The sequence below is a fragment of the Roseovarius ramblicola genome (assembly GCF_042430665.1).
Taxonomy (GTDB): domain Bacteria; phylum Pseudomonadota; class Alphaproteobacteria; order Rhodobacterales; family Rhodobacteraceae; genus Roseovarius; species Roseovarius ramblicola.
Window position 1 is genome coordinate 1 of the sequence record NZ_JBHMEC010000018.1, and the last position, 19,995, is coordinate 19,995.

Genomic DNA, 19,995 nt, shown 5'->3' on the forward strand with positions numbered 1-19,995 from the left:
ATGGTCCGTCCCTTCGTTGGGTCGGACTCTAATTCCAAATGGAGGAAAAATCCCGTGGCAGGTCACACTCTCATTGCTTCGCGGTACTCAGCCAGCGCACCCATCGGCTACGCCTCCTGCATGTTCGGTCTCCGTTTCGGTCGATAGCGATGGAAACAGCGCGCGCAGTTTTGGCGGTGTTGCGAGTTACACCATTGGAAAGGCAAAGAAAATTTCGACCGAACCGGAATCGGCGCGGTTCGCCCGACCAGAGACCAGAGGCCATTCAGAGACGGAAATCGCCGCGCCCGGGCATCTCAGCGGTTCGCACGCTACCGGCAAACCCCTTTGAAAACAGGAGAAATTCCACCTCTGACAAGTGGCCTGAACGGGTTCGCGATGGTGATGGTGGCGGAGAGACAGGGATTCGAACCCTGGAGACGGTTTCCCGCCTACACGCTTTCCAGGCGTGCGCCTTCGACCACTCGGCCACCTCTCCGTGGGGGCCTTCTAGCCGCAGCGGAGCAGGATTGGCAAGGGGTCGGTGATGCCATCGACGACACCTTGGCGCGGCCGGTTCCCGGCGAGGCGGCCGGTGCGGTCGGGCGGATGGCAAAGGCGCTTGACGCGCCGCGCCTGCCGACCGGAAACTGCGCCCCGGAGCGGAAATGACCGACAGGGACCAAAGCCCCCATGACAGACAAGATATTGCGCGGACGCCTCCTGACCTTTCATGCCGAGCCGCAGGGGCCGGAGGACAGCACCGCCTACAGCTATATCGAGGATGCCGGGCTCTTGATCGAGCGCGGCCTGATCCGCGCGGCGGGGACATATGCGGAGATCGCGGCACGGGCCCCCGACCTGCCCGTGACCGATCACCGTCCGCACCTGATGATGGCCGGGTTCATCGACCCGCATATCCATTTTCCGCAGGTGCAGGTGATCGCGTCCTGGGGCGCGCAGCTTCTCGACTGGCTCAATACCTATACCTTCCCCGAGGAGACCCGCTTTGCCGACCCGGCCCATGCCGCGCGCATGGCGGCGCTGTTCCTCGACCAACTGACCGGTAACGGCACCACCACCGCCGCCGCCTATGCCTCGGTCCACCGCGCCTCGGCCGAGGCGCTGTTTGCCGAGGCCGCGCGGCGCGACATGCGCATCATCGCGGGCAAGGTGATGATGGACCGCAACGCGCCCGACGGGCTGCGCGACACGCCGCAGGCGGGCTATGACGACAGCAAGGCATTGATCCGACGCTGGCACGGGCGGGGCCGCGCGCTCTATGCCATCACGCCGCGTTTTGCCATCACCTCGACGCCGGAACAGCTTGAAATGGCGGGTGCCCTGGTGGCCGAGCACCCCGGCTGCTACCTGCAAACGCACCTGTCCGAGACCCATGACGAGATCGCCTATACCGCCCGCCTCTACCCCGACGCGCCCGACTATCTCGGGGTCTACGAGCGCTACGGCCTCTTGTCGCCAAGGGCCCTGATGGGCCACTGCCTGCACCTCACCCCGCGCGAGATCGGCGTGATGCAGGAGACCGGCGCGCGGCCCGTGTTCTGCCCCACCTCGAACCTGTTTCTCGGCAGCGGCCTCTTTGACGATGCCGGGCTGCGGGGTGCGGGCCTCGTCAACGCGATCGCCACCGATGTGGGCGGCGGTACCAGCTATTCGATGCTGCAAACGCTCCATGAGGGCTACAAGGTGCTGCAGCTTCAGGGCCAGAAACTGCACCCGCTGCGCGCCTTTCACTGGATCACGCGGGGCAACGCGGTGGCGCTGGGCCTGGAGGATCGCATCGGCACGCTCGAGGCCGGGAGCGAGGCCGATATCGTCGTGCTCGACGCCCGCGCCACCCCGGCGATGGCGCTTCGGATGGAGCGCGCCCGAACCCTCTCGGAAGAGCTGTTCATCCTGCAGATCATGGGCGACGACCGCGCCGTGGCGCAGACCTATGTCGCCGGAGCGCCGCAGAAGAAACCCGTGGAGTCGCTGCCCTGACGGGGATCGGTTCAGCCCTCGGTCTCGGCGGTTCTGCGCGGCAGCACCCAGTCGGGGCGGGGGAAGTGGCAGGTATAGCCCTGCGGGAAACGGGCGAGGTAATCCTGATGCTCGGGCTCGGCCTCCCAGAAGTCGCCGGCCGGCTCGACCTCAGTCACCACCTTGCCGGGCCACAGACCGCTGGCCTCGACATCGGCGATGGTGCGCAGGGCCTCTTCGCGCTGTGCCTCCGAGCAGTAGTAGATGGCCGAGCGATAGCTCATGCCGACGTCGTTGCCCTGCCGGTTGCGCGTTGTGGGGTCGTGAATCTGGAAGAATACTTCCAGCAGCCGCCGATAGCTGATCCGGGCGGGATCGAAGACGATCTCGATACCCTCGGCGTGGGTGCCGTGATCGCGGTACGTGGCGTTGGGCACGTCGCCGCCCGTGTAGCCCACCCGCGTCGCGATCACCCCGTCGAGATTGCGGATGAGATCCTGCATCCCCCAGAAGCAGCCGCCTGCCAGAACCGCGCGTTCGCTCATGTCACGTCCTCCACCTGATCGAGATACGCGCCGTATCCCTCGGCCTCCATGTCATCGCGATGAATGAATCGCAGGCTCGCCGAGTTTATGCAATAGCGCAGGCCGCCCCGGTCGCGCGGGCCGTCGGGAAAGACATGGCCGAGATGGCTGTCGCCGTGGGCGCTGCGCACCTCGGTGCGGATCATGCCGAGGGTGGCGTCGCGCAACTCGGCCACATGCGCCGCCTCCAAGGGCTTGGTAAAGCTGGGCCAGCCGCACCCCGAATCGTACTTGTCGGCGCTGGCGAAAAGCGGCTCTCCCGAGACGATATCGACGTAGATCCCGGGCTCTTTATTGCCGAGATACGCGCCGGTGCCGGGGCGTTCCGTGCCGTTCTGCTGGGTGACGCGGTATTCCTCGGGGCTGAGCGCCGCGATGCGCTCGGGGTCCTTGTGGTAGCTGGCCATGATACGCTCCGTTTTCCTGTTCCCTTTTACAGCACAAGCGCCACCGAGGCCGAGGCACGCCCGGCAGAAAGGTTCAGATTCTCGTTGGCGCGGTCCGGCATGGGGTGCAGTGTACTTCACCTGCGCGGGCTGCGACAGGAGTGGCGGCGTGCGGGATCAGAACAGCGAGAGGATGCGGCTCAGGCGCAGGCCCAGGGTCACCTCCGGGTCCTCACGATGTTCGCCATACACGACCGAGACGTTGGGAGTAATGGTCCAGCTATCATCGAGGCCGACGTTCAGGCCGAACTCGACACCGGCGTCGATGCCGCTTTCGGTGTTGCTGAACGGGCCGTTGTCGTCGGACACGGTGAGCTGGGAATAGCCCAGCGTCCCCGCAGCGTGCAGGCTGAGCGGAGGCATCGAGCCGATGCTTTGACCGTCGTTCAATGGAATCGCGAAGGCAAGACCGGCATAGGGCCGCTTCACGGTCGTGTGGCCCCGGAAAGTGGTGTTGGTGATGCCATTGAAGGTACCACCGATATTGGTGAACTCGGTGACGCGGCTGCGCAGATAGGTGTAGCCGACGATGATCGACCAGACGGTGGTAGTTGCGCGCCGCAGCCTGGGGTCCCGGTTTGTCGCGGCACGGCCCAGGATCCACGCTAGCCGCAGGTCCAGCGCCGGGCCCGAGAACGGGTCCGACGGAAAGCGCTGGCTGGTGCCGCCACCGGTTGGCACGCTGGTGTCGAAGCCGTCGGCAAGGGTGCCGACCCCAAGGGAGACGGCAATGCGGGGGAAGCTGGTCACCGGGGCCGGGCCACCCGCTCCAGCCGGACCCGCCCCCCGGCCCGGACCGCCGCCAAAGATCGGCGGGCCCGACCCGCGAATGAAAATCGGCGGCAGCGAGGTCGGTGTCGGACAATAGCGTGGCTGGTCCGATTCACCCATCTCCGCGAGAGCGGAGACCAGGCTGGCCTCGAACCCCACGGCCCTTGCTCGCTCATCGGCGGAAAGGTTCGGATCATTCAGCACATTACGCTCGTGCCGGGCGAGGCAGCAGCGCATGTCGAGGGGCGAGCCGAGATCTCCGGTGCAGCCGTAGAACGCCGCGTCGTCGGTGCTGATCCCGCCGGTACCGTCCTGCGCCGCCGCCGACTGGCCGGTCAAGAGACAGGCCGCGATCCCGACGATGGCTACGCATCCCGATCGGTTACGGATTTTTGGCATTCCGCTGCCCCCCAAAGGATGAAATATCGCATTATCAGGCCGAAAGATCAAGTTTTCCGCTTTCCTGACGCCGACTGCGCCCGCCACACCGTTCAAATGAGGACAGACCGTGCGCGACATCGAGTTCACGCATCACCCGGAGGGTGATCCATGAAACACCGTCGTTACGCTGCCCAGCCAACGGAAGCGCAGCCGAAAAAGGGCGGTCAGAAGAGCGAGACCATGCGGTCGCTTGCGAAATCCGGGGTTAGATGGGGCGAAACCGCCAAAATACAAAGAGCCGGACCGTGGCCCTTGCCGCAAATGGGGCGTGGACATATGATCTGACCAGTCTTTTCACGGGCCCGCATCATGCCATTCGAGAAAGTCACCCCCGAAAAGCTCTCGACCGCGGTGACGCGGCAGATCGAGAAGCTGATCCTGCGCGGCATCCTGCGGCCCGGCGAGCGGCTGCCCGCCGAGCGCGAGCTGGCCGAGAAGCTGGGCGTGTCGCGCCCGTCGCTGCGCGAGGCGGTGGCCGACCTCCAGCAAAAGGGGCTTCTGACGGCGCGCGCCGGGGCGGGCATTTACGTGGCCGACGTGCTGGGCAGCGCGTTTTCGCCGGCGCTGATCCGGCTCTTTGCCGAGCATGACGAGGCGGTGTTCGACTATATCGGCTTTCGCCGCGATCTCGAAGGGCTGGCGGCATGCCGGGCTGCGCGGCTCGCCTCGGATACCGATCTTCAGGTGATCCAGACCGTGATGGACAAGATGGAGGCCGCCCATAAAAAGACCAACCCGGCGGACGAGGCGCGGCTCGACGCCGAGTTTCACATGGCGATCATCGAGGCGAGCCACAATGTGGTCATGCTGCACATGATGCGCTCGATGTTCCAGCTCCTGCGCGAGGGCGTGTTCTACAACCGCCAGGTGATGTTCCGCCAGCGCACCACGCGCGGGGCCCTGCTCGACCAGCACCGCGTGATCAACGCCGCCATCCAGGCGCGCGATCCGGACGCAGCGCACGCGGCGGTGGACGCACATCTCGCCTACGTGGAGCAAGCGCTGTCGAACCAGCAGAAGGCCGACCGAAACGAGGCCATCGCGCGCCAGCGCTTCGAGCACGAGCAGTCCCGCTAGGCGGCCCTGCCAGGCAGGGCCGGTTTCGTGGCGCGGTGCCCATCTGGGGGTGCGGTCGCCACCCGGCACCACATCTTGCCCCACGCGATGCCAGAATCGGAAATTATTCAAGAGAATTAAAGCTTTGAGCGACACAACTCATGTGATAAGCTCAATTGATAAAGCGCGGCATCAAACGTCGCCACGAGGCAGAAACAAGACGAAAAAGAGCGGAACCATGAAGACATGGGGCAGTCAGTCTCTGATGTGGGGCCTGGTCGCGCTGGCGGCGGCCTGGATGTTCGTGGTCGTGCCACTGAGCGCGGCGGCGGCCCCCTACGCGGGCTACGTGATCGACGCACGCAACGGCAAGGTGTTCTATTCCGAGAACGCCAACACGCGGCTTCATCCCGCCTCGCTCACCAAGATGATGACGCTCTACATCGTCTTCGAGGCCGTGGAAAACGGCGAGATCGGGCTCGATGACCGGGTGACCATCTCGCGCCATGCGGCGTCCGAGCCGCCGAGCAAGCTTGGCCTGCGCCCCGGACAGCGGATCAAGCTGCGCTATCTCATCCGCGCCGCTGCCGTGCGCTCGGCCAATGACGCCGCCACCGCGCTGGCCGAGGCGATCGAGGGGTCGGAGGCGCGCTTTGCCCGCCGCATGAACCGCACCGCCAAGGCGATGGGGATGACGCGGACCACGTTCAAGAACGCGCATGGCCTGACCGAGAGCGGGCACCTGTCCACGGCCCGCGACATGACGATCCTCGGGCGGCATGTGCTCTACGACTATCCCGATTATTACAACCTGTTCTCGCGGATCACCGCCGATGCCGGCGTCAAGCGGGTAAGCCACACCAACCGCCGCATGCTGCGCAGCTACCGCGGCGCGGACGGGATCAAGACCGGCTATACCCGCGCCGCCGGGTTCAACCTGACGGCCAGCGCCGAGCGGAACGGCGAGCGCATCATCGCCACCGTGTTCGGCGGCAAATCCACCTCGTCGCGCAACGCGCAGGTGGCCAAGCTGCTCGACCTCGGCTTTCACAAGGCCGCGCGCCGGGTGGCGCTGGCCCCGCCGGGGCGTCCGCCCTATCTGGGACGGCTGGGCCACGCGCCGGTGACCATCGCCGCCGGAGGGGCGCGCCCGGCCTACGCCGCGCGCACGACGCGTTTGGCCACCGCCGCGGCCGTGCGCCACAGCCTGCGGCCCCGCCCCCGCCCCGGTGCGGAGCCGGTGGAACCGGCGGCCGCCGTGGTGCTGGCCGATACCGACGGCATAGAGCGCGCGGTGCGCGACGCTGCCGAGGCCGCCGAGACCACCGCGACGAAGGTCGCCGCGGTCGAAGACATCCCGGCATTGCGCCCCGAACCGCGCCCCGAAACGATGCCCGACGCAGAGCGTGCCGCGGATGATACCAAGGTGGCCGCCGGGTCGGCAGGGCCGCAACCGGAGGTCGTGACCCGCGTGTCCACCTCCGACGGTCGCCACTGGGGCGTCAATGTCGGGCGCTATCCCAATGAGTTCAAGGCGCGGCAGGTACTCTTGCAGACCGCGCTGAGCGAGATTTCCACGCTCGAGGACAGCCTGCGCAAGGTGGTGCGCCGCCCCACCGGGTTCGACGCGAATTTCATGGGCATGACCCGCGAGGCCGCCGACCTCGCCTGCCGCCGTCTTCAGGCACGCAAGATCACCTGCTTCATGATCGGGCCGAGCTGAGCCCGGTCACTCGGCGCGCAGCGTGGCCCAGGCATAGGGTGGCCACATCATCGCCCGCCGCAGCCGTCCCAGCGGCCAGCGACCGGGCGGGGTCCGCATGATGTCCGGGTAGAGTGACGCCGATGGGCGGTCCAATGCCAGATCGGCGAGGATCGCGCCCGCATGGCTGGCCATCGCCACACCGTTGCCATGAAAGCTGAGCGCGGCGAACGCCCCCGGCATCCCGTGGACCGGCCCGGCGAAAGGCGTGAGATCGGGGGCCAGCGACAGGAGGCCGTTCCAGCCATGCGGCGTCTCGACATGGGACCACGCCGGGAACATCGCCTCGAAATGCGCCCTGATGGTGCGCTGCATGCGGGCATCGTGGCGCGGCGAGGAAAACAGCCCGCCGCGCATCCCGAAGAGCATCCGCCGGTCGGGCATCAGCCGGAAATAATGCAGGAAGAACCGGTCGTCGAAGCACATCTGGTGCGTGGTCCAGCCCTGCGCGTCGAGCTCCCCGTCGGTGAGCGGGCGGGTCACGATGACGTTGGATTGCACCGGCAGATAGCGGCCCCGCAGCCAGCCGGGCAGATCGTCCGACGAATAGCCGTTGGTCGCCACGATCAGGCGGCGCGCGGTGATCCGGGCGTCCGGCGTGGCAAGGTGGAACCGCCCACCGGAGCGAATCGCGGTGACCGGTGACCGCGCATGGAACCGCGCGCCCGCCCCGGTCGCGGCACAGGCGAGGCCCGTCGCGTATTTCAGCGGGTTGAGCGCAAAGCCGATGGGCGTGGTGAGCGCCGCGTGAAACGGCCCACGCATCCCCGCCTGCGCCAGCGCGCCGCCGGGGATGAGCGTGGGTGTCACGCCGTAATCCGCCTCGATCTGCGCGGCGCGGGCCGTGAACCCGGCAGCGGCACGGGGCGTGTGGGCCAGCACCGTCTCGCCTTTGGAATGGGTGTCGGCGGCGATGCCGAGGCGGTCGATCAGGGCGCGCACGGTCCCGACCGCCGCCATCTCGGTGCGGCACCAGTCGCGTCGGGCATCCTCGCCGTGGTGTCGGCGGAGCATCGCGTCCGAGGCCGCCGAGCCCCCGAGGCAGCAGAACCCGCCGTTGCGCCCCGATGCGCCCCAGCCCACATGCTCGGCCTCGAATACGCGCACATCCTCGCCCGCCTCGGCGAGGTGCAATGCCGCCGACAGCCCGGTGAAGCCCGCGCCGATCACCGCCACGTCGCAGGCGATCTCGCCCTCGGCGGCGGGGTGGTCGGGGATATCGGCGGTCCCGGCCCAGAAACAGGCGGCGCGCGGACCGGGCCCATAGGTATGGGCGGGAAAGACCCGCCTCATACCTGCCCGGCCGCGGCGCGCTCCTCGGCCTGTTGGCGCAAGCTGGCGCGTTTGGTGACGAGCGAGGCGGTGACGACGCCGACGGCGACAATGCCGATCATGATGGTCGAGAGCGCGTTGATCTCGGGGCTGACCCCCAGCCGGATCGACGACCAGATCTTGATCGGCAGCGTGGTGGCCGAGGGCCCGGCGGTAAAGGATGCGATCACCAGATCGTCGAGCGACAGCGTGAACGCCAGCAGCCAGCCCGAGATCACCGCCGGCGCGATGATCGGCAGGGTGACGAGGCGGAACGCATCGAACGCCGAACAGCCAAGATCGAGCGCCGCCTCTTCCAGTGAGCGGTCAAAGCTCATCAGCCGCGACGAGACCACCACCGCGACGAAGGCCATCGAAAAGGTGGTGTGCGCGAGGATGATGGTAAGAATGCCGCGATCCAGCCCGATGCCGATGAACAGCAGGAGCAGCGACAGGCCGGTGATCACCTCGGGCATCACCAGCGGCGCGTAGATCATGCCGGAAAACAGCGTGCGGCCCGGAAAGCGCCCGGCGCGCACCAGCACCAATGCGGCCATCGTGCCCAGCACGGTGGCGATGGTCGAGGACGCCACCGCCACCTTGAGCGTGACCAGCGCGGCGTCGAGGAACGCCTCGTTCTGAACCAGCGTGCCGTACCATTTCGTCGAGAACCCGGCCCAGACCGTCACCAGCTTGGATGAGTTGAAGCTGTAGACGATGAGCAGGATCATCGGCAGGTAGAGGAACGCGAAGCCGAAGGTGAGCGAGGTGGCGTTGAACCATGTCAGACGTCTCATGCGCGCGCCCCCCGGTGTCCGATTTCTTGAAAAGAAATCGCGGCAAAATCCTTTGAAGATTTCGGTTGCAGGCGGCGGCTCATCCCTCGGCCTCCCGGCTTTTCTGCTCGTTCCGCTGGAACAGGATGATCGGGATGATCAGGATCAGCAGCAGCACCACCGCCACCGCGCTTGCCACCGGCCAGTCGCGGTTGTTGAAGAATTCCTCCCACAGCACCTTGCCGATCATAAGCGTGCGCGACCCGCCCAGAAGCGAGGGGATGACAAACTCGCCGATGGTGGGGATGAACACCAGAAAACAGCCCGCCACGATCCCGTTGCGGGACAGCGGCACGGTGATCAGCCAGAAGGCCGAGAGCCGCGAACAGCCCAGATCCTCTGCCGCCTCCAGAAGCGATCCGTCCATCCGCTCCAGCGTCGAGTAGATCGGCAGGATCATGAACGGCAGGTAGGTATAGACGATGCCGATATACACCGCCGTCGGCGTGTTGAGGATATCGAGCGGCTCGGAAATCAGGCCTGCCCATAGCAGCACCTGGTTGAGATAGCCCTCGGTCGAGAGGATCCCCATCCACGAATAGACCCGGATGAGAAACGAGGTCCAGAACGGCAGGATCACCAGCATCATCAGCGTCGGACGCCAGTGATCCGGCGCGTTGGCCATGCCGTAGGCGATCGGATAGCCCACCAAAAGCGTGCAGACGGTGGCGATCACCGCGATCCGGAGCGACGAGAGATACGCCTTCCAGTATAGATCATCGGTGGTCAGGAAGGCGAAATTATCGAAATCGAGTTGCGACAGGAATGCCTTGATCCCGGCCCAGCCCCCCGTCAGGTCGAGCGTCGGCGTGTAGGGCGGGATCGACAACATCGGGTCCGACAGTGAAATCTTGAGCACGATGCCGAAGGGCACCAGGAACAGCGCCAGAAGCCAGGCATAGGGCAGCGCGATGAGGGCGAAGCGGCGCATCCCGTCATTCCCTCAACAGGACGGCGGCGGTGTCCGACCACGACAGCCACACGGTGTCTTCCCAGGTGAAATCGCGGCGCGACAGGCGGCGGGTGTTGGCCGCCTGTGCCTTGACCATCCGCCCGCCCGCGATCTCGACATGGTAGGTCGAAAGATTGCCGAGATAGGCGATGTCGATGATCTTGCCCTGCACGGCGTTGCGGCGGTCCTCGGGACGTTCGGCGGTGATCGACACCTTCTCCGGGCGCAGCGCGAGATGGCAGGTCTCGCCCTCGGCGAGGTCGATGTCGAAGGCCGCGTGGAGCGGCGCGGCCCCTTCGGCATAGTGCACGTCATAGCCCGCGTCCGCCCGCGCGGCGCGGCCGGTGAGGATGGTCACGTCGCCGATGAAATCCGCGACATAGGTGGTGCTCGGGTTCTCGTAGATACGCGCGGGGGTGTCGGCCTGCACGATGCGGCCCTCGTCCATCACCGCGACGCGGCTGGCCACGGTCATCGCCTCTTCCTGGTCATGTGTGACGATGACGAAGGTGGTGCCGGTCTTTTCCTGGATATCCATCAGCTCGAACTGCGTGGCCTGCCGCAGCTTGGCGTCAAGCGCGCCCAATGGCTCGTCGAGCAGCAAGAGCTTGGGTGCCTTGGCGAGGCTGCGCGCGAGCGCCACGCGCTGCCGCTGGCCGCCGGAAATCTGGTGCGGCTTGCGCGCCGCGAATTGTTCGAGCCGGGTGAGCTTGAGCATCTCCTCGACCCGCGCGGCAACCGCGTCCTTCGACATGCGGTCGCGGCGCAGCCCGAAGGCGATGTTGTCCCACACCGAGAGGTGCGGAAACAGCGCGTAGGACTGGAACATCATGTTCACCGCGCGCTTGTTGGGCGGGATCGGGGCGATGTCCTGCCCACCCAGAAGGATGGTGCCCTCGGTCGGTGCCTCGAAGCCCGCGAGCATCCGCATCATCGTGGTCTTGCCGCAGCCCGACGGGCCGAGCAGGGCAAAGAATTCCTGCGCGTAGATGTCGAAGGTCTGGTTGTCGATGGCGGTAAAATCACCGAATCGCTTGGTCACGTTCCGAAACTGGATGAGCGGTTTTTCGTGCGGATCGTTCCACGGCTCGAAAACGGTCTGCCCCATGCTGTTCCCCGGCATTTACGGAAATGAATTGGCCCGCGCCGTTCGGGCGCGGGCCGGTCATCGCTCAGGTCCCGGATTTGACCTTGGTCCACATGCGCGTCACCGTGCGCTGGGTCCGCATGTCATAGGGCTTCTTGATATAGGTGTTCTCAAGCGCCTCCTGCGACGGATAGATCGCCGGATCGTTGATCACGTCCTCGCTGAGATGTTTCTGGGACGCCTTGTTGCCGTTGGCGTAGTAGACATAGTTCGACGCCTGCGCCATGTTTTGCGCGTCCATGATGAAGTTGAGGAAGGTGTGGGCGCCGTCCGGGTTGGGCGCGTCCGCCGGAATCGCCATCATGTCGAACCACATGACGGCCCCTTCACTGGGCGCATTATAGGCGATCTCGACACCGTTACCGGCCTCGTCGGCGCGGTCGCGCGCCTGCAACACGTCACCCGACCAGCCGATCGCCACGCAGATATCGCCATTGGCCAGCCCGTTGATGTATTCGCTGCTGTGGAATTTCTGCACGTAGGGGCGCACCGACATCAGCAACTCGCCCGCCGCCTCGAGCTCGTCCTCGTCCGTGCTGTTGGGGTCGTGGCCCAGATAGGTCAACGCCGCGGGCACCACCTCGTCGGGCGCGTCGAGGAAATGCACGCCGCACCCGGCCAGCTTCTCCATGTTCTCCGGTTCGAAGATCAGCGACAGGCTGTCGATGGGCGCATCCTCGCCCAGAACCTCCTCGACCTTGCCGACATTGACGCCGATCCCCGTGGTGCCCCACATGTAGTTGATCGCGTATTCGTTGATCGGCACGTCGGAATCATAGCCCTCGAGCCGCTCCTTGATCACGTCCCAGAGATTGTCGGCATTGGGCAGCTTGTCATAGTCGAGCTTCTGAAACGCGCCCGCCTGGATCTGGCGGATCAGAAAGCTGCCGGTGGGCACCACAACGTCATAGCCCGAGCCACCGGCGAGCATCTTGGTCTCCAGAAGCTCGTTGCTGTCGAACACGTCGTAGGTAAGATCGAGGCCGGTCTCCTCCTGGAACTCGGTGAGCAGGTCCTCGTCGATATAGTCGGACCAGTTATAGACCCGCACCTCCTGAGCCGAGGCGGCGGCAACGCCGAGCGCAAGCGCGGCGGTGGTGGTGAGCATAAGGTATTTCATGGTGGTCTCCCGTTGGTTCGGCATGTTATCTGCCTTGGCGGTATTTGATCAAAAACTGCCGCGGATGGCAATATGGTAATGTTTTCACGCAGCCGTTAAACTCGCAAGCGATGAGTTTGCACAGATATCGGGGATCCCGGAGTGACGTCGAGAACCGCACGCAAAACGGGCAACGAGACCGCCGCCGGCCCGCGCCTTCCGGCGCATGAGACGATCTATCGCCAACTGCGCGCGCTGGTGCTGTTCGGCGATCTGGCCCCCGGACAGGCGGTGACGATACAGGGGCTTTGCGAGCGGCTCGGCGCGGGAATGACGCCGGTGCGCGAGGCGCTGCGGCGGCTGATCGCCGAGGGCGCGCTGGAATTCCAGGGCAACAGGCGGGTGTCGGTGCCGCTGCTGGATGCCGGGAATATCGGGGAATTGATCTTTGCCCGTCAATGGCTTGACCCTCACCTGGCACGGTGCGCGACAGAGCGCGCAACGCCCGGCGACCTTGACCGCCTGACCGAGGTCGATGACGCGCTTGACCGCGCCATCCTGCGCGGCGACATGCGCGCCTATCTCGAACTCAACTACCGTTTTCACCGCGCGCTCTATGAAATTGCTGCGGCCCCGATCCTCATGGACGTGGCCGACGGGTTGTGGCTGCGCTTTGGCCCCTCGCTGCGGGTGGTGTGCGGACGGGTCGGGACCGAGGGTCTGCCCGACCGGCACAAGGATCTGCTCGCGGCGATGCGCGCGGGCGATGCCGAGGCCGCGGCGCAGGCAATCCGTGCCGACGTGGTGCAGGGGATGGAGCAGGTGCGTCAATCGCTGTCGCGGCAGCCGCGGGACGACTGATTCGATTGACAGCGATAAATTTGATCATATTCTTGGCGAAAAGCGGCTGACCGGGCCGCACCCCCGATTCCCCGAGACGAAAGGGACCGCCATGACCGCGATCACCAATCACCTGCCCACCGCCGAATTGCAGGCGCTCGACGCCGCCCATCACATGCATCCCTTCACCCACGGGGACGGCATGAATGCCAAGGGCGCGCGCATCATCACCCGTGCGCGCGGCGTGACGCTGACCGACAGCGACGGCAACGAAATCCTCGACGCGATGGCCGGGCTGTGGTGCGTCAATATCGGCTACGGGCGCGACGAGCTGGCCGAGGTGGCGGCACGGCAGATGCGCGAACTGCCCTATTACAACACCTTTTTCCAGACCAGCCACGTCCCCGCCATCGCGCTGGCCACGCGGCTGGCGGAGCTGACCCCCGGCGATCTCAACCACGTGTTCTATGCCGGGTCCGGCTCGGAGGCCAACGACACCAATATCCGCATGGTGCGCACCTACTGGGCCGAGAAGGGCGCGCCGGAGCGCAACATCATCATCGCGCGCAAGAACGGCTATCACGGCTCGTCGATGGGCAGCGCGAGCCTTGGCGGCATGGGCGGCATGCACGCGCAGGGCGGCATGCCGATCCCCGACATCCACCATATTGATCAGCCGCACTGGTACGCCGAGGGCGGCGACACCGACCCCGAGGCATTCGGTCTCGCCCGCGCCCGGCAACTGGAGGAAAAGATCGAGGAGCTGGGGCCGCACCGCATCGCCGCCTTCATCGGCGAGCCGGTGCAGGGCGCGGGCGGCGTGATCATCCCGCCCGACAGCTACTGGCCCGAAATCCAGCGCATCTGCGACAAGTACGGCATCCTGCTGATCGCCGACGAGGTGATCTGCGGGTTCGGCCGCACCGGCAACTGGTTCGGCAGCCAGACCTATGGCATCCGCCCCGACATCATGACCATCGCCAAGGGGCTGTCCTCGGGCTACGCGCCCATCGGCGGCTCGATCGTGTCGGACGAGGTGGCGCGCGTGCTCAACGGGTGCGAGTTCAACCACGGCTATACCTATTCGGGGCACCCGGTCTCCTGCGCCGTGGCGCTGGAGAACCTGCGCATCCTCGACGAGGAGGGGATCGTCACCCGCGTGGCCGACGAGACCGCGCCCTACCTCAAGGAAAAGTGGGAGAGCCTCGCCGCGCACCCGATGGTGGGCGAGGCGCGGATCGTCGGGCTCATGGGCTCGCTCGCGCTGACGCCGGACAAATCGGCGCGCGCGAAATTCGCCTCTGATCCCGGCACGGTGGGCTATATCTGCCGCGAGCGGTGCTTTGCCAACAACCTGGTGATGCGCCACGTGGGCGACCGCATGATCATTTCGCCGCCCCTGGTGATCTCGAAGGCGGAAATCGACACGCTGGTCGGCCGGGCGTGGCGCTCGCTCGACGAGGCAGAGCGACAGGTGCGCGACGCGGGGCTGATGCAGGCGGCGGCGTGAGCGGGAATGGTGACGCGACTGGCCTGAAGCTGCCGTTGGGCATGATGCGATGAGCCGCGCATTGGTGCCGGAACCCGAACGGCAGGTATAGACCACTCGCAGCCACGCGACCGCTCGTCCGGCCCGCACCCCTTGCCCCCCGCCCCCTCCCGCGCGACAGTGAGGCATGGCAACCGGAGGGCGGCACATGGCGGAGCTTGAGGACCGGATCGCGCAGGGGCGGGGCGACGCGCCCGCCGATCTGGTGCTGCGCGGCGGCACGGTGTTCGACCTCGTGACCGGGGCGATGATCCCGGGAGACGTCGCGATCTGCGATGACACGATCGTGGGCATCGGGGCCGACTACGAGGGCGCCAAGGTGATCGACATGGCGGGCCTCACCCTCGTGCCCGGCTTCATCGACACGCATCTGCATATCGAAAGCGCGCTCGTCACGCCGCTGGAATTCGACCGCTGCGTCACGCCCCGCGGCATCACCACCGCGATCTGCGACCCGCACGAGATCGCCAACGTGATGGGCCTCGACGGCATCCGCTATTTCCAGCAGGCGAGCGCGCACACGCTGATGGATATCCGGGTGCAGTTGTCCTCCTGCGTGCCCTCGACGGACATGGAGACGGCGGGGGCAGAGATCGGGGCCGGGGACCTGGCGACGGTGATGGGCCACCCCTCGGGCATCGGGCTGGCGGAGGTGATGAACTATCCCGGCGTGATCCACCGCGATCCCGGCATGATGGCCAAGCTGCGGCTCTTCGACGGGGGCCATATGGACGGGCATTGCCCGCAGCTTTTGGGCCGCGATCTCAACGCCTATTGCGCCGCCGGCATCCGCACCGAGCACGAGGCGACCACGGCGGAGGAGGCGCGCGAAAAGCTGCAGCGCGGGATGCGCGTGCTGATCCGCGAAGGCTCGGTGAGCAAGGACCTCGAGGCGCTGGCACCGCTCTTATCGGACGTCACCGCACCCTACATGTGCCTGTGCACCGATGACCGCAACCCGCTCGACATCGCCGAGGAGGGGCATCTCGACCACATGATCCGCACGCTCATCGCGCGCGGAGCCTCGCCGCTCGCGGCCTATCGCGCCGCGTCGCTGTCGGGGGCCGAGGCGTTCGGGCTGCGCGACCGGGGGCTGATCGCGCCGGGGCGGCGGGCGGATATCGTGGCCGTCGGATCGCTGGCGGCGTGCGACGCGCGTCTTGTGCTGTGCGGCGGCGTGGTGGCGGACGACGCGGCGTTTGCCGCGCGCGGGGCGGTGGCCCCGGTGGGGCGGCACTCGGTGAAGGCCCCGACCGTGACGCCGGAGGATTTCCGCCACGGCGGCAACCGGGCCGAGACGGACGTGATCGGCATACTCGAAGGCAAGATCCTGACCGAGCATCTGCACGCGGATATTGCGCCGCTGGATGGCGACAAGCGCCCCGACGCGGGCCGCGATCTGGTGCGCATCGCGGTGGTCGAGCGGCACGGGAGGAACGGCAATATCGCCACCGGCTTCGTGCGCGGCTTTGGCCTGCGGGCGGGGGCGATCGCCTCGACCGTGTGCCACGACCACCACAACATCGCCTGCGTCGGCATGGATTACGGTGACATGGCCGTGGCGGTGAACCGCATGGCCGGGATCGAGGGCGGTTTCGTGGTGGTGGAAGGCGGCCGCGTGCTGGCCGAACTGCCGCTGCCGGTGGCCGGGCTGATGAGCCTGGAGCGGTTCGAGGCGGTGCATGCGCGGCTGACAGAGTTGCGCGCGGCGGCGAAATCGCTGGGCGTGGGGCTGCAAGAGCCGTTCCTGCAACTGGCGTTTCTGGCGCTGCCGGTGATCCCGGCGCTCAAGATCACCGACCGGGGTCTGGTGGACGTGACGCGGTTCGAGTTGATCGGGTGAAAGATGTGGGACGGGGATTTGTCTTAAGCTGCCGTTGACGAACGGAATCTTTAAATGATTCCGTACAAAAAAGTTTAAAACTTTCTTGATTTCACCTTGCCGTGACGGGTCAGCCCGACACTGACGTCCAACGATCGCTCCAGGCCATGCGCGACGACACAGGACACGCAAGCCCACGCCCCCGGGCCGCCCTCCTCAGAACGCCTTGAAGGTCAGCGTCGTCTCGGTCCTCTCGATCCCGTCGACATCCAGCAGGTTGTCGTTGATGTACTTGCCGATATCGGCGTCCTCGGGAACATAGAGCTTCATCAAGAGGTCGAAGGGACCCGAGGTGGAATGCAGTTCCGAGTGAATTTCGCGCAGCGCGATATCCTCGGCCACGCGGTAGGAGTGGCCGGGCTTGCAGCGGATGTTGATGAAGACGCAGCGCATTTGGGCTCTCCCGCCGTGGTGATTGCGCCCTGAGTATTTCCGCTACGCGCGCGATTGTCCATGACCTCGGGGCGGGGTGAGGATGGGGCGCAAAAGCGCCAGCGGATGCGCGCGCAAGCTGAGCCGGAGCGCCGCGTAATCCTCGATCATCTCCTCGCCGAGGCTCATCTCGGGGAGGGTTGCCGCAGGCTCGTCGATGCGCTCGCCGTCGAGATCGCGGGCAAAGAGCGGCAGCGGCTCGGGGTCGCGGATCGCGCGCGCCTGCCAGAGCGCGTCGCGGCGCGACAGCCCCGGCGCGGCAAAGGCATCGGCCTCGGCCAGCCGCGCGAGGAGCGCCGGTGCCACGCCCGCCCGCCGCCACACGTCCTCGGGGCCCCGATAGCCGTTGCCGCGCGCCGCCGCGATCCAGTCGGCCTCGTCGCGCGCCAGCCCCCGCACCTGCCGGAACCCCAGCCGCAGCGCCAGCCCGCCGCGCCCGTCCGGCTCCAGCGTGTTGTCCCAGCACGAGGCGTTGATGCAGACGGGCCGCACCGTCACGCCGTGCTCGCGCGCATCGCGCACGATCTGCGCGGGGGCGTAGAACCCCATCGGCTGCGCATTCAGCAGCGCGCAGGCAAAGACGCCCGGGTGGTGGCACTTGATCCAGGCGCTGGCATAGACCAGCAGGGCAAAGCTCGCCGCGTGGCTCTCGGGAAAGCCATAGCTGCCGAACCCCTCGATCTGCGAAAAACAGCGCTCGGCGAAATCCATGTCATAGCCGTTCCCGCGCATCCCCCGCAGAAAGCGGTCGCGAAACTCGCTGACATTGCCGTGCTTCTTGAACGTCGCCAGCGACCGGCGCAGGCGGTCGGCCTCTTCCGGCGAGAACCCCGCGCCGATGATGGCGATCTGCATCGCCTGCTCCTGGAAAAGCGGCACGCCCAGCGTCTTGCCCAGCACGCGGCCCAGCTCGTCGGAGGGAAAGCGCACCGCCTCCTCGCCGTTGCGGCGGCGGATGAAGGGGTGCACCATGTCGCCCTGAATCGGGCCGGGGCGGATGATCGCCACCTGTATCACCAGGTCGTAAAAGCAGCGCGGGCGCATCCGGGGCAGGAAATTCATCTGCGCGCGGCTTTCCACCTGGAACACCCCGAGACTGTCGGCGCGGCCCAGCATCTCGTAGACGGCGCCATCCTCGGGCGGCAGCGTGGCGAGCCCGTAGCGCGTGCCGTGGTGATCGGCCAAAAGATCGAACGCGCGGCGCAAACAGCTCAGCATCCCCAACGCCAGCACGTCCACCTTGAGGATACCGAGGGTGTCGATATCGTCCTTGTCCCAGCAGATCACCGTGCGATCCTCCATCGCCGCGTTCTCGATCGGCACAAGCTCGTCAAGCCGGCCCTCGGCGATGACGAAGCCGCCGACATGCTGGCTCAGGTGGCGGGGAAAGCCGATGATCTCGTTCACCAGATCGAGCGTCAGGGCAAGACGGCGGTCGCGCGGGTCGAGGCCGACCTCGGCGAGCCGCGCCGCGTCGGGCAGCCGCGCGCCGCCCGCGCCCCATATCTGCGACGTGAGCGCCGACAGCAGGTCCTCCGACAGGCCCATCGCGCGGCCCACCTCGCGGATGGCACGCTTGGCGCGGTAGTGGATCACCGTGGCGCACAGCCCGGCGCGGTGCCGCCCGTAGCGCGCGTAAATCCACTGGATCACCTCCTCGCGCCGCTCATGCTCGAAATCCACGTCGATATCGGGCGGCTCGTCGCGCGCCTCGGACACGAAACGCTCGAACACCATGGTGCCGATCTCGGGGCTGACAGAGGTCACGCCCAGGCAATAGCAGACCACCGAATTGGCCGCCGAGCCGCGCCCCTGACACAGGATGCCGCGCGACCGGGCAAAGGCCACCACGTCGTGCACGGTCAGGAAATAGGGCTCGTAGCGCAGCCTGGCGATGAGCGCCAATTCGTGCTCCATGATGCTGCGCACGCGCTCGGGCGCGCCCTGCGGATAGCGCCGGTCGAGGCCCGCCTCGGCCAGCCGCCGCAGCCGCGCGGCGGGGGGCTCGCCGTCCTCCGCCTCGCTCGGATAGTCGTGGCGCAACTCATCCAGCGAGAACGTGAGCCGCGCGGCCAGCGCCGCCGCGCGGTCCACCGCATCCTCGTGCCCCTTGAACAGGCGGCGCATCTCGGCCTCCGCGCGCAGGCGCGTTTCGGCATTGGGCAGGGCGGCGCGGCCCAGCCGGTCCACCGTGACACCGAGCCGGATCGCGCTCAGCACATCCGCCATACGGCGGCGGCGGGCGCGGTGCAGGATCGGACAGGCTGCGGCCACGGTGGGCAGGCCCAGCCGCGCCGCGATCCCCGCCAGCCGCTCAAACCGCGCCGGGTCGCGCCCGTCGTAATGCGGGTTGAGCAGCAGGTGCAGCCGGTCGCCGAGGCGGTCCCGCAGCCGCCGTGCCTGTCGCTGCCAGCCCGGCGCGCTCTCGGGGTGGAGGATCAGGTACAGCCCCCCTGCCCCCTCCAGCACGTCGGCCAGCGTCAGGTCGCACCCCCCCTTGGCCGCCCGCCGCCGCCCCAGCGTCAGCAACCGGCAGAGCCGCGCCCAGCCCCGCCGGTCGCCGGGCAGCGCGGTGAGCGTGAGTCCGTCGCGCAGCACCAGCCTTGCGGCGGGGATGAGGCGAGGGGTGTTGGCCCATGCGGGCGGCGGGGCGGGGCGCGGGGCGGGCGGGCCGTGCCGCCCCTCGCTCGCCTCCAGCGCCTGCCGCTCGCGCACCTGCCGCGCGATCTCGCGCGCGCGGGCGTGGGCGCGCACGATGCCCGCCACCGAGTTCGCATCGGCGACCGCCACCCCCGCAAGGCCGAGGGACGCGGCGCGCTCCATGTACTCCTCGGGATGGGCGGCCCCGGTGAGAAAGGTGAAATTCGAGGTGGCAGACAGTTCGGCGAACATCATCATCGGCGATTCGATCAGACAGCGATGCGG

The 19,995-nt window shown here is 67.0% G+C and carries 16 protein-coding genes and 1 tRNA gene; 6 read left to right on the forward strand and 11 right to left on the reverse strand.

What is annotated here, in order from left to right; translation table 11 throughout:
- Positions 1–388 precede the first annotated feature (388 nt).
- Positions 389–478, reverse strand: a tRNA-Ser gene (locus ACFFU4_RS13665).
- 194 nt (positions 479–672) lie between these two features.
- Between ACFFU4_RS13665 and guaD the strand changes: the two genes are divergently transcribed.
- A complete protein-coding gene (gene guaD / locus ACFFU4_RS13670; protein ID WP_377070345.1) occupies positions 673–1,983 on the forward strand; it encodes a guanine deaminase in 1,311 nt (436 codons plus the stop codon).
- 11 nt (positions 1,984–1,994) lie between these two features.
- Here guaD and msrA read toward each other — a convergent pair whose 3' ends face one another.
- The 3 genes from msrA to ACFFU4_RS13685 all read right to left on the reverse strand — a co-directional run bounded on the left by msrA (position 1,995) and on the right by ACFFU4_RS13685 (position 4,162).
- A complete protein-coding gene (gene msrA, locus ACFFU4_RS13675) occupies positions 1,995–2,507 on the reverse strand; it encodes a peptide-methionine (S)-S-oxide reductase MsrA (RefSeq protein ID WP_377070346.1) in 513 nt (170 codons plus the stop codon).
- Entirely contained in the window at positions 2,504–2,953 is a 450-nt protein-coding gene (gene msrB / locus ACFFU4_RS13680; RefSeq protein ID WP_377070347.1) for a peptide-methionine (R)-S-oxide reductase MsrB, read from the reverse strand. Before msrB ends, msrA begins: the two co-directional genes overlap by 4 nt.
- Before the next feature lie 156 nt (positions 2,954–3,109).
- Positions 3,110–4,162 (reverse strand): hypothetical protein, encoded by a 1,053-nt coding sequence (locus ACFFU4_RS13685; RefSeq protein WP_377070348.1) that lies wholly within the window; start codon positions 4,160–4,162, stop codon positions 3,110–3,112.
- 351 nt (positions 4,163–4,513) lie between these two features.
- On the opposite strand from ACFFU4_RS13685, the gene ACFFU4_RS13690 reads away from it, so the two are divergent.
- Together ACFFU4_RS13690 and ACFFU4_RS13695 are read left to right on the forward strand one after the other, a co-directional pair.
- Positions 4,514–5,281 (forward strand): FCD domain-containing protein, encoded by a 768-nt coding sequence (locus tag ACFFU4_RS13690; RefSeq protein ID WP_377070349.1) that lies wholly within the window; start codon positions 4,514–4,516, stop codon positions 5,279–5,281.
- A 244-nt stretch (positions 5,282–5,525) separates the two neighbouring features.
- Complete coding sequence (locus ACFFU4_RS13695; RefSeq protein WP_377070350.1) at positions 5,526–6,983, forward strand: D-alanyl-D-alanine carboxypeptidase family protein; 1,458 nt, start codon at positions 5,526–5,528, stop codon at positions 6,981–6,983.
- 6 nt (positions 6,984–6,989) lie between these two features.
- Here ACFFU4_RS13695 and ACFFU4_RS13700 read toward each other — a convergent pair whose 3' ends face one another.
- From ACFFU4_RS13700 to ACFFU4_RS13720, 5 genes are all read right to left on the reverse strand, one after another.
- Entirely contained in the window at positions 6,990–8,315 is a 1,326-nt protein-coding gene (locus ACFFU4_RS13700; RefSeq protein WP_377070351.1) for an NAD(P)/FAD-dependent oxidoreductase, read from the reverse strand.
- Positions 8,312–9,130 (reverse strand): ABC transporter permease, encoded by an 819-nt coding sequence (locus tag ACFFU4_RS13705; RefSeq protein WP_377070352.1) that lies wholly within the window; start codon positions 9,128–9,130, stop codon positions 8,312–8,314. The genes ACFFU4_RS13700 and ACFFU4_RS13705 overlap by 4 nt, the downstream gene beginning before the upstream one ends.
- A 79-nt stretch (positions 9,131–9,209) precedes the next feature.
- Positions 9,210–10,100 (reverse strand): ABC transporter permease subunit, encoded by an 891-nt coding sequence (locus ACFFU4_RS13710; RefSeq protein ID WP_377070353.1) that lies wholly within the window; start codon positions 10,098–10,100, stop codon positions 9,210–9,212.
- Between the two features lie 4 nt (positions 10,101–10,104).
- Positions 10,105–11,229, reverse strand: coding sequence for an ABC transporter ATP-binding protein (locus tag ACFFU4_RS13715; RefSeq protein WP_377070354.1), 1,125 nt, complete (start codon positions 11,227–11,229; stop codon positions 10,105–10,107).
- Positions 11,230–11,293: 64 nt separating this feature from the next.
- Positions 11,294–12,388 carry a polyamine ABC transporter substrate-binding protein gene (locus ACFFU4_RS13720; protein ID WP_377070355.1) on the reverse strand — a complete coding sequence of 365 codons (1,095 nt, stop codon included), beginning with the start codon at positions 12,386–12,388 and terminating at the stop codon, positions 11,294–11,296.
- A 141-nt stretch (positions 12,389–12,529) separates the two neighbouring features.
- Here ACFFU4_RS13720 and ACFFU4_RS13725 point away from each other — a divergent pair, with 141 nt between their 5' ends.
- The 3 genes from ACFFU4_RS13725 to ade all read left to right on the forward strand — a co-directional run bounded on the left by ACFFU4_RS13725 (position 12,530) and on the right by ade (position 16,599).
- A complete protein-coding gene (locus ACFFU4_RS13725) occupies positions 12,530–13,228 on the forward strand; it encodes a GntR family transcriptional regulator (RefSeq protein WP_377070356.1) in 699 nt (232 codons plus the stop codon).
- A gap of 91 nt (positions 13,229–13,319) precedes the next feature.
- Positions 13,320–14,717 carry an aspartate aminotransferase family protein gene (locus ACFFU4_RS13730; RefSeq protein WP_377070357.1) on the forward strand — a complete coding sequence of 466 codons (1,398 nt, stop codon included), beginning with the start codon at positions 13,320–13,322 and terminating at the stop codon, positions 14,715–14,717.
- Between the two features lie 187 nt (positions 14,718–14,904).
- Positions 14,905–16,599 carry an adenine deaminase gene (gene ade / locus ACFFU4_RS13735; protein WP_377070358.1) on the forward strand — a complete coding sequence of 565 codons (1,695 nt, stop codon included), beginning with the start codon at positions 14,905–14,907 and terminating at the stop codon, positions 16,597–16,599.
- A gap of 195 nt (positions 16,600–16,794) precedes the next feature.
- Here ade and ACFFU4_RS13740 read toward each other — a convergent pair whose 3' ends face one another.
- Positions 16,795–17,031, reverse strand: a complete 237-nt coding sequence (locus ACFFU4_RS13740; protein WP_377070359.1) for an Lrp/AsnC ligand binding domain-containing protein — start codon at positions 17,029–17,031, stop codon at positions 16,795–16,797.
- A 42-nt stretch (positions 17,032–17,073) separates the two neighbouring features.
- A complete protein-coding gene (locus ACFFU4_RS13745) occupies positions 17,074–19,962 on the reverse strand; it encodes an error-prone DNA polymerase (protein ID WP_377070360.1) in 2,889 nt (962 codons plus the stop codon).
- Positions 19,963–19,995 lie beyond the last annotated feature (33 nt).

Excerpts from the sequence above, each read along its gene's own strand:
- guaD (WP_377070345.1), top strand. The coding sequence starts at position 673 with ATGACAGACAAGATATTGCGCGGACGCCTCCTGACCTTTCATGCCGAG.
- msrA (WP_377070346.1), bottom strand. The coding sequence starts at position 2,507 with ATGAGCGAACGCGCGGTTCTGGCAGGCGGCTGCTTCTGGGGGATGCAG.
- msrB (WP_377070347.1), bottom strand. The coding sequence starts at position 2,953 with ATGGCCAGCTACCACAAGGACCCCGAGCGCATCGCGGCGCTCAGCCCC.
- ACFFU4_RS13685 (WP_377070348.1), bottom strand. The coding sequence starts at position 4,162 with ATGCCAAAAATCCGTAACCGATCGGGATGCGTAGCCATCGTCGGGATC.
- ACFFU4_RS13690 (WP_377070349.1), top strand. The coding sequence starts at position 4,514 with ATGCCATTCGAGAAAGTCACCCCCGAAAAGCTCTCGACCGCGGTGACG.
- ACFFU4_RS13695 (WP_377070350.1), top strand. The coding sequence starts at position 5,526 with ATGTGGGGCCTGGTCGCGCTGGCGGCGGCCTGGATGTTCGTGGTCGTG.
- ACFFU4_RS13700 (WP_377070351.1), bottom strand. The coding sequence starts at position 8,315 with ATGAGGCGGGTCTTTCCCGCCCATACCTATGGGCCCGGTCCGCGCGCC.
- ACFFU4_RS13705 (WP_377070352.1), bottom strand. The coding sequence starts at position 9,130 with ATGAGACGTCTGACATGGTTCAACGCCACCTCGCTCACCTTCGGCTTC.
- ACFFU4_RS13710 (WP_377070353.1), bottom strand. The coding sequence starts at position 10,100 with ATGCGCCGCTTCGCCCTCATCGCGCTGCCCTATGCCTGGCTTCTGGCG.
- ACFFU4_RS13715 (WP_377070354.1), bottom strand. The coding sequence starts at position 11,229 with ATGGGGCAGACCGTTTTCGAGCCGTGGAACGATCCGCACGAAAAACCG.
- ACFFU4_RS13720 (WP_377070355.1), bottom strand. The coding sequence starts at position 12,388 with ATGAAATACCTTATGCTCACCACCACCGCCGCGCTTGCGCTCGGCGTT.
- ACFFU4_RS13730 (WP_377070357.1), top strand. The coding sequence starts at position 13,320 with ATGACCGCGATCACCAATCACCTGCCCACCGCCGAATTGCAGGCGCTC.
- ade (WP_377070358.1), top strand. The coding sequence starts at position 14,905 with ATGGCGGAGCTTGAGGACCGGATCGCGCAGGGGCGGGGCGACGCGCCC.
- ACFFU4_RS13740 (WP_377070359.1), bottom strand. The coding sequence starts at position 17,031 with ATGCGCTGCGTCTTCATCAACATCCGCTGCAAGCCCGGCCACTCCTAC.
- ACFFU4_RS13745 (WP_377070360.1), bottom strand. The coding sequence starts at position 19,962 with ATGTTCGCCGAACTGTCTGCCACCTCGAATTTCACCTTTCTCACCGGG.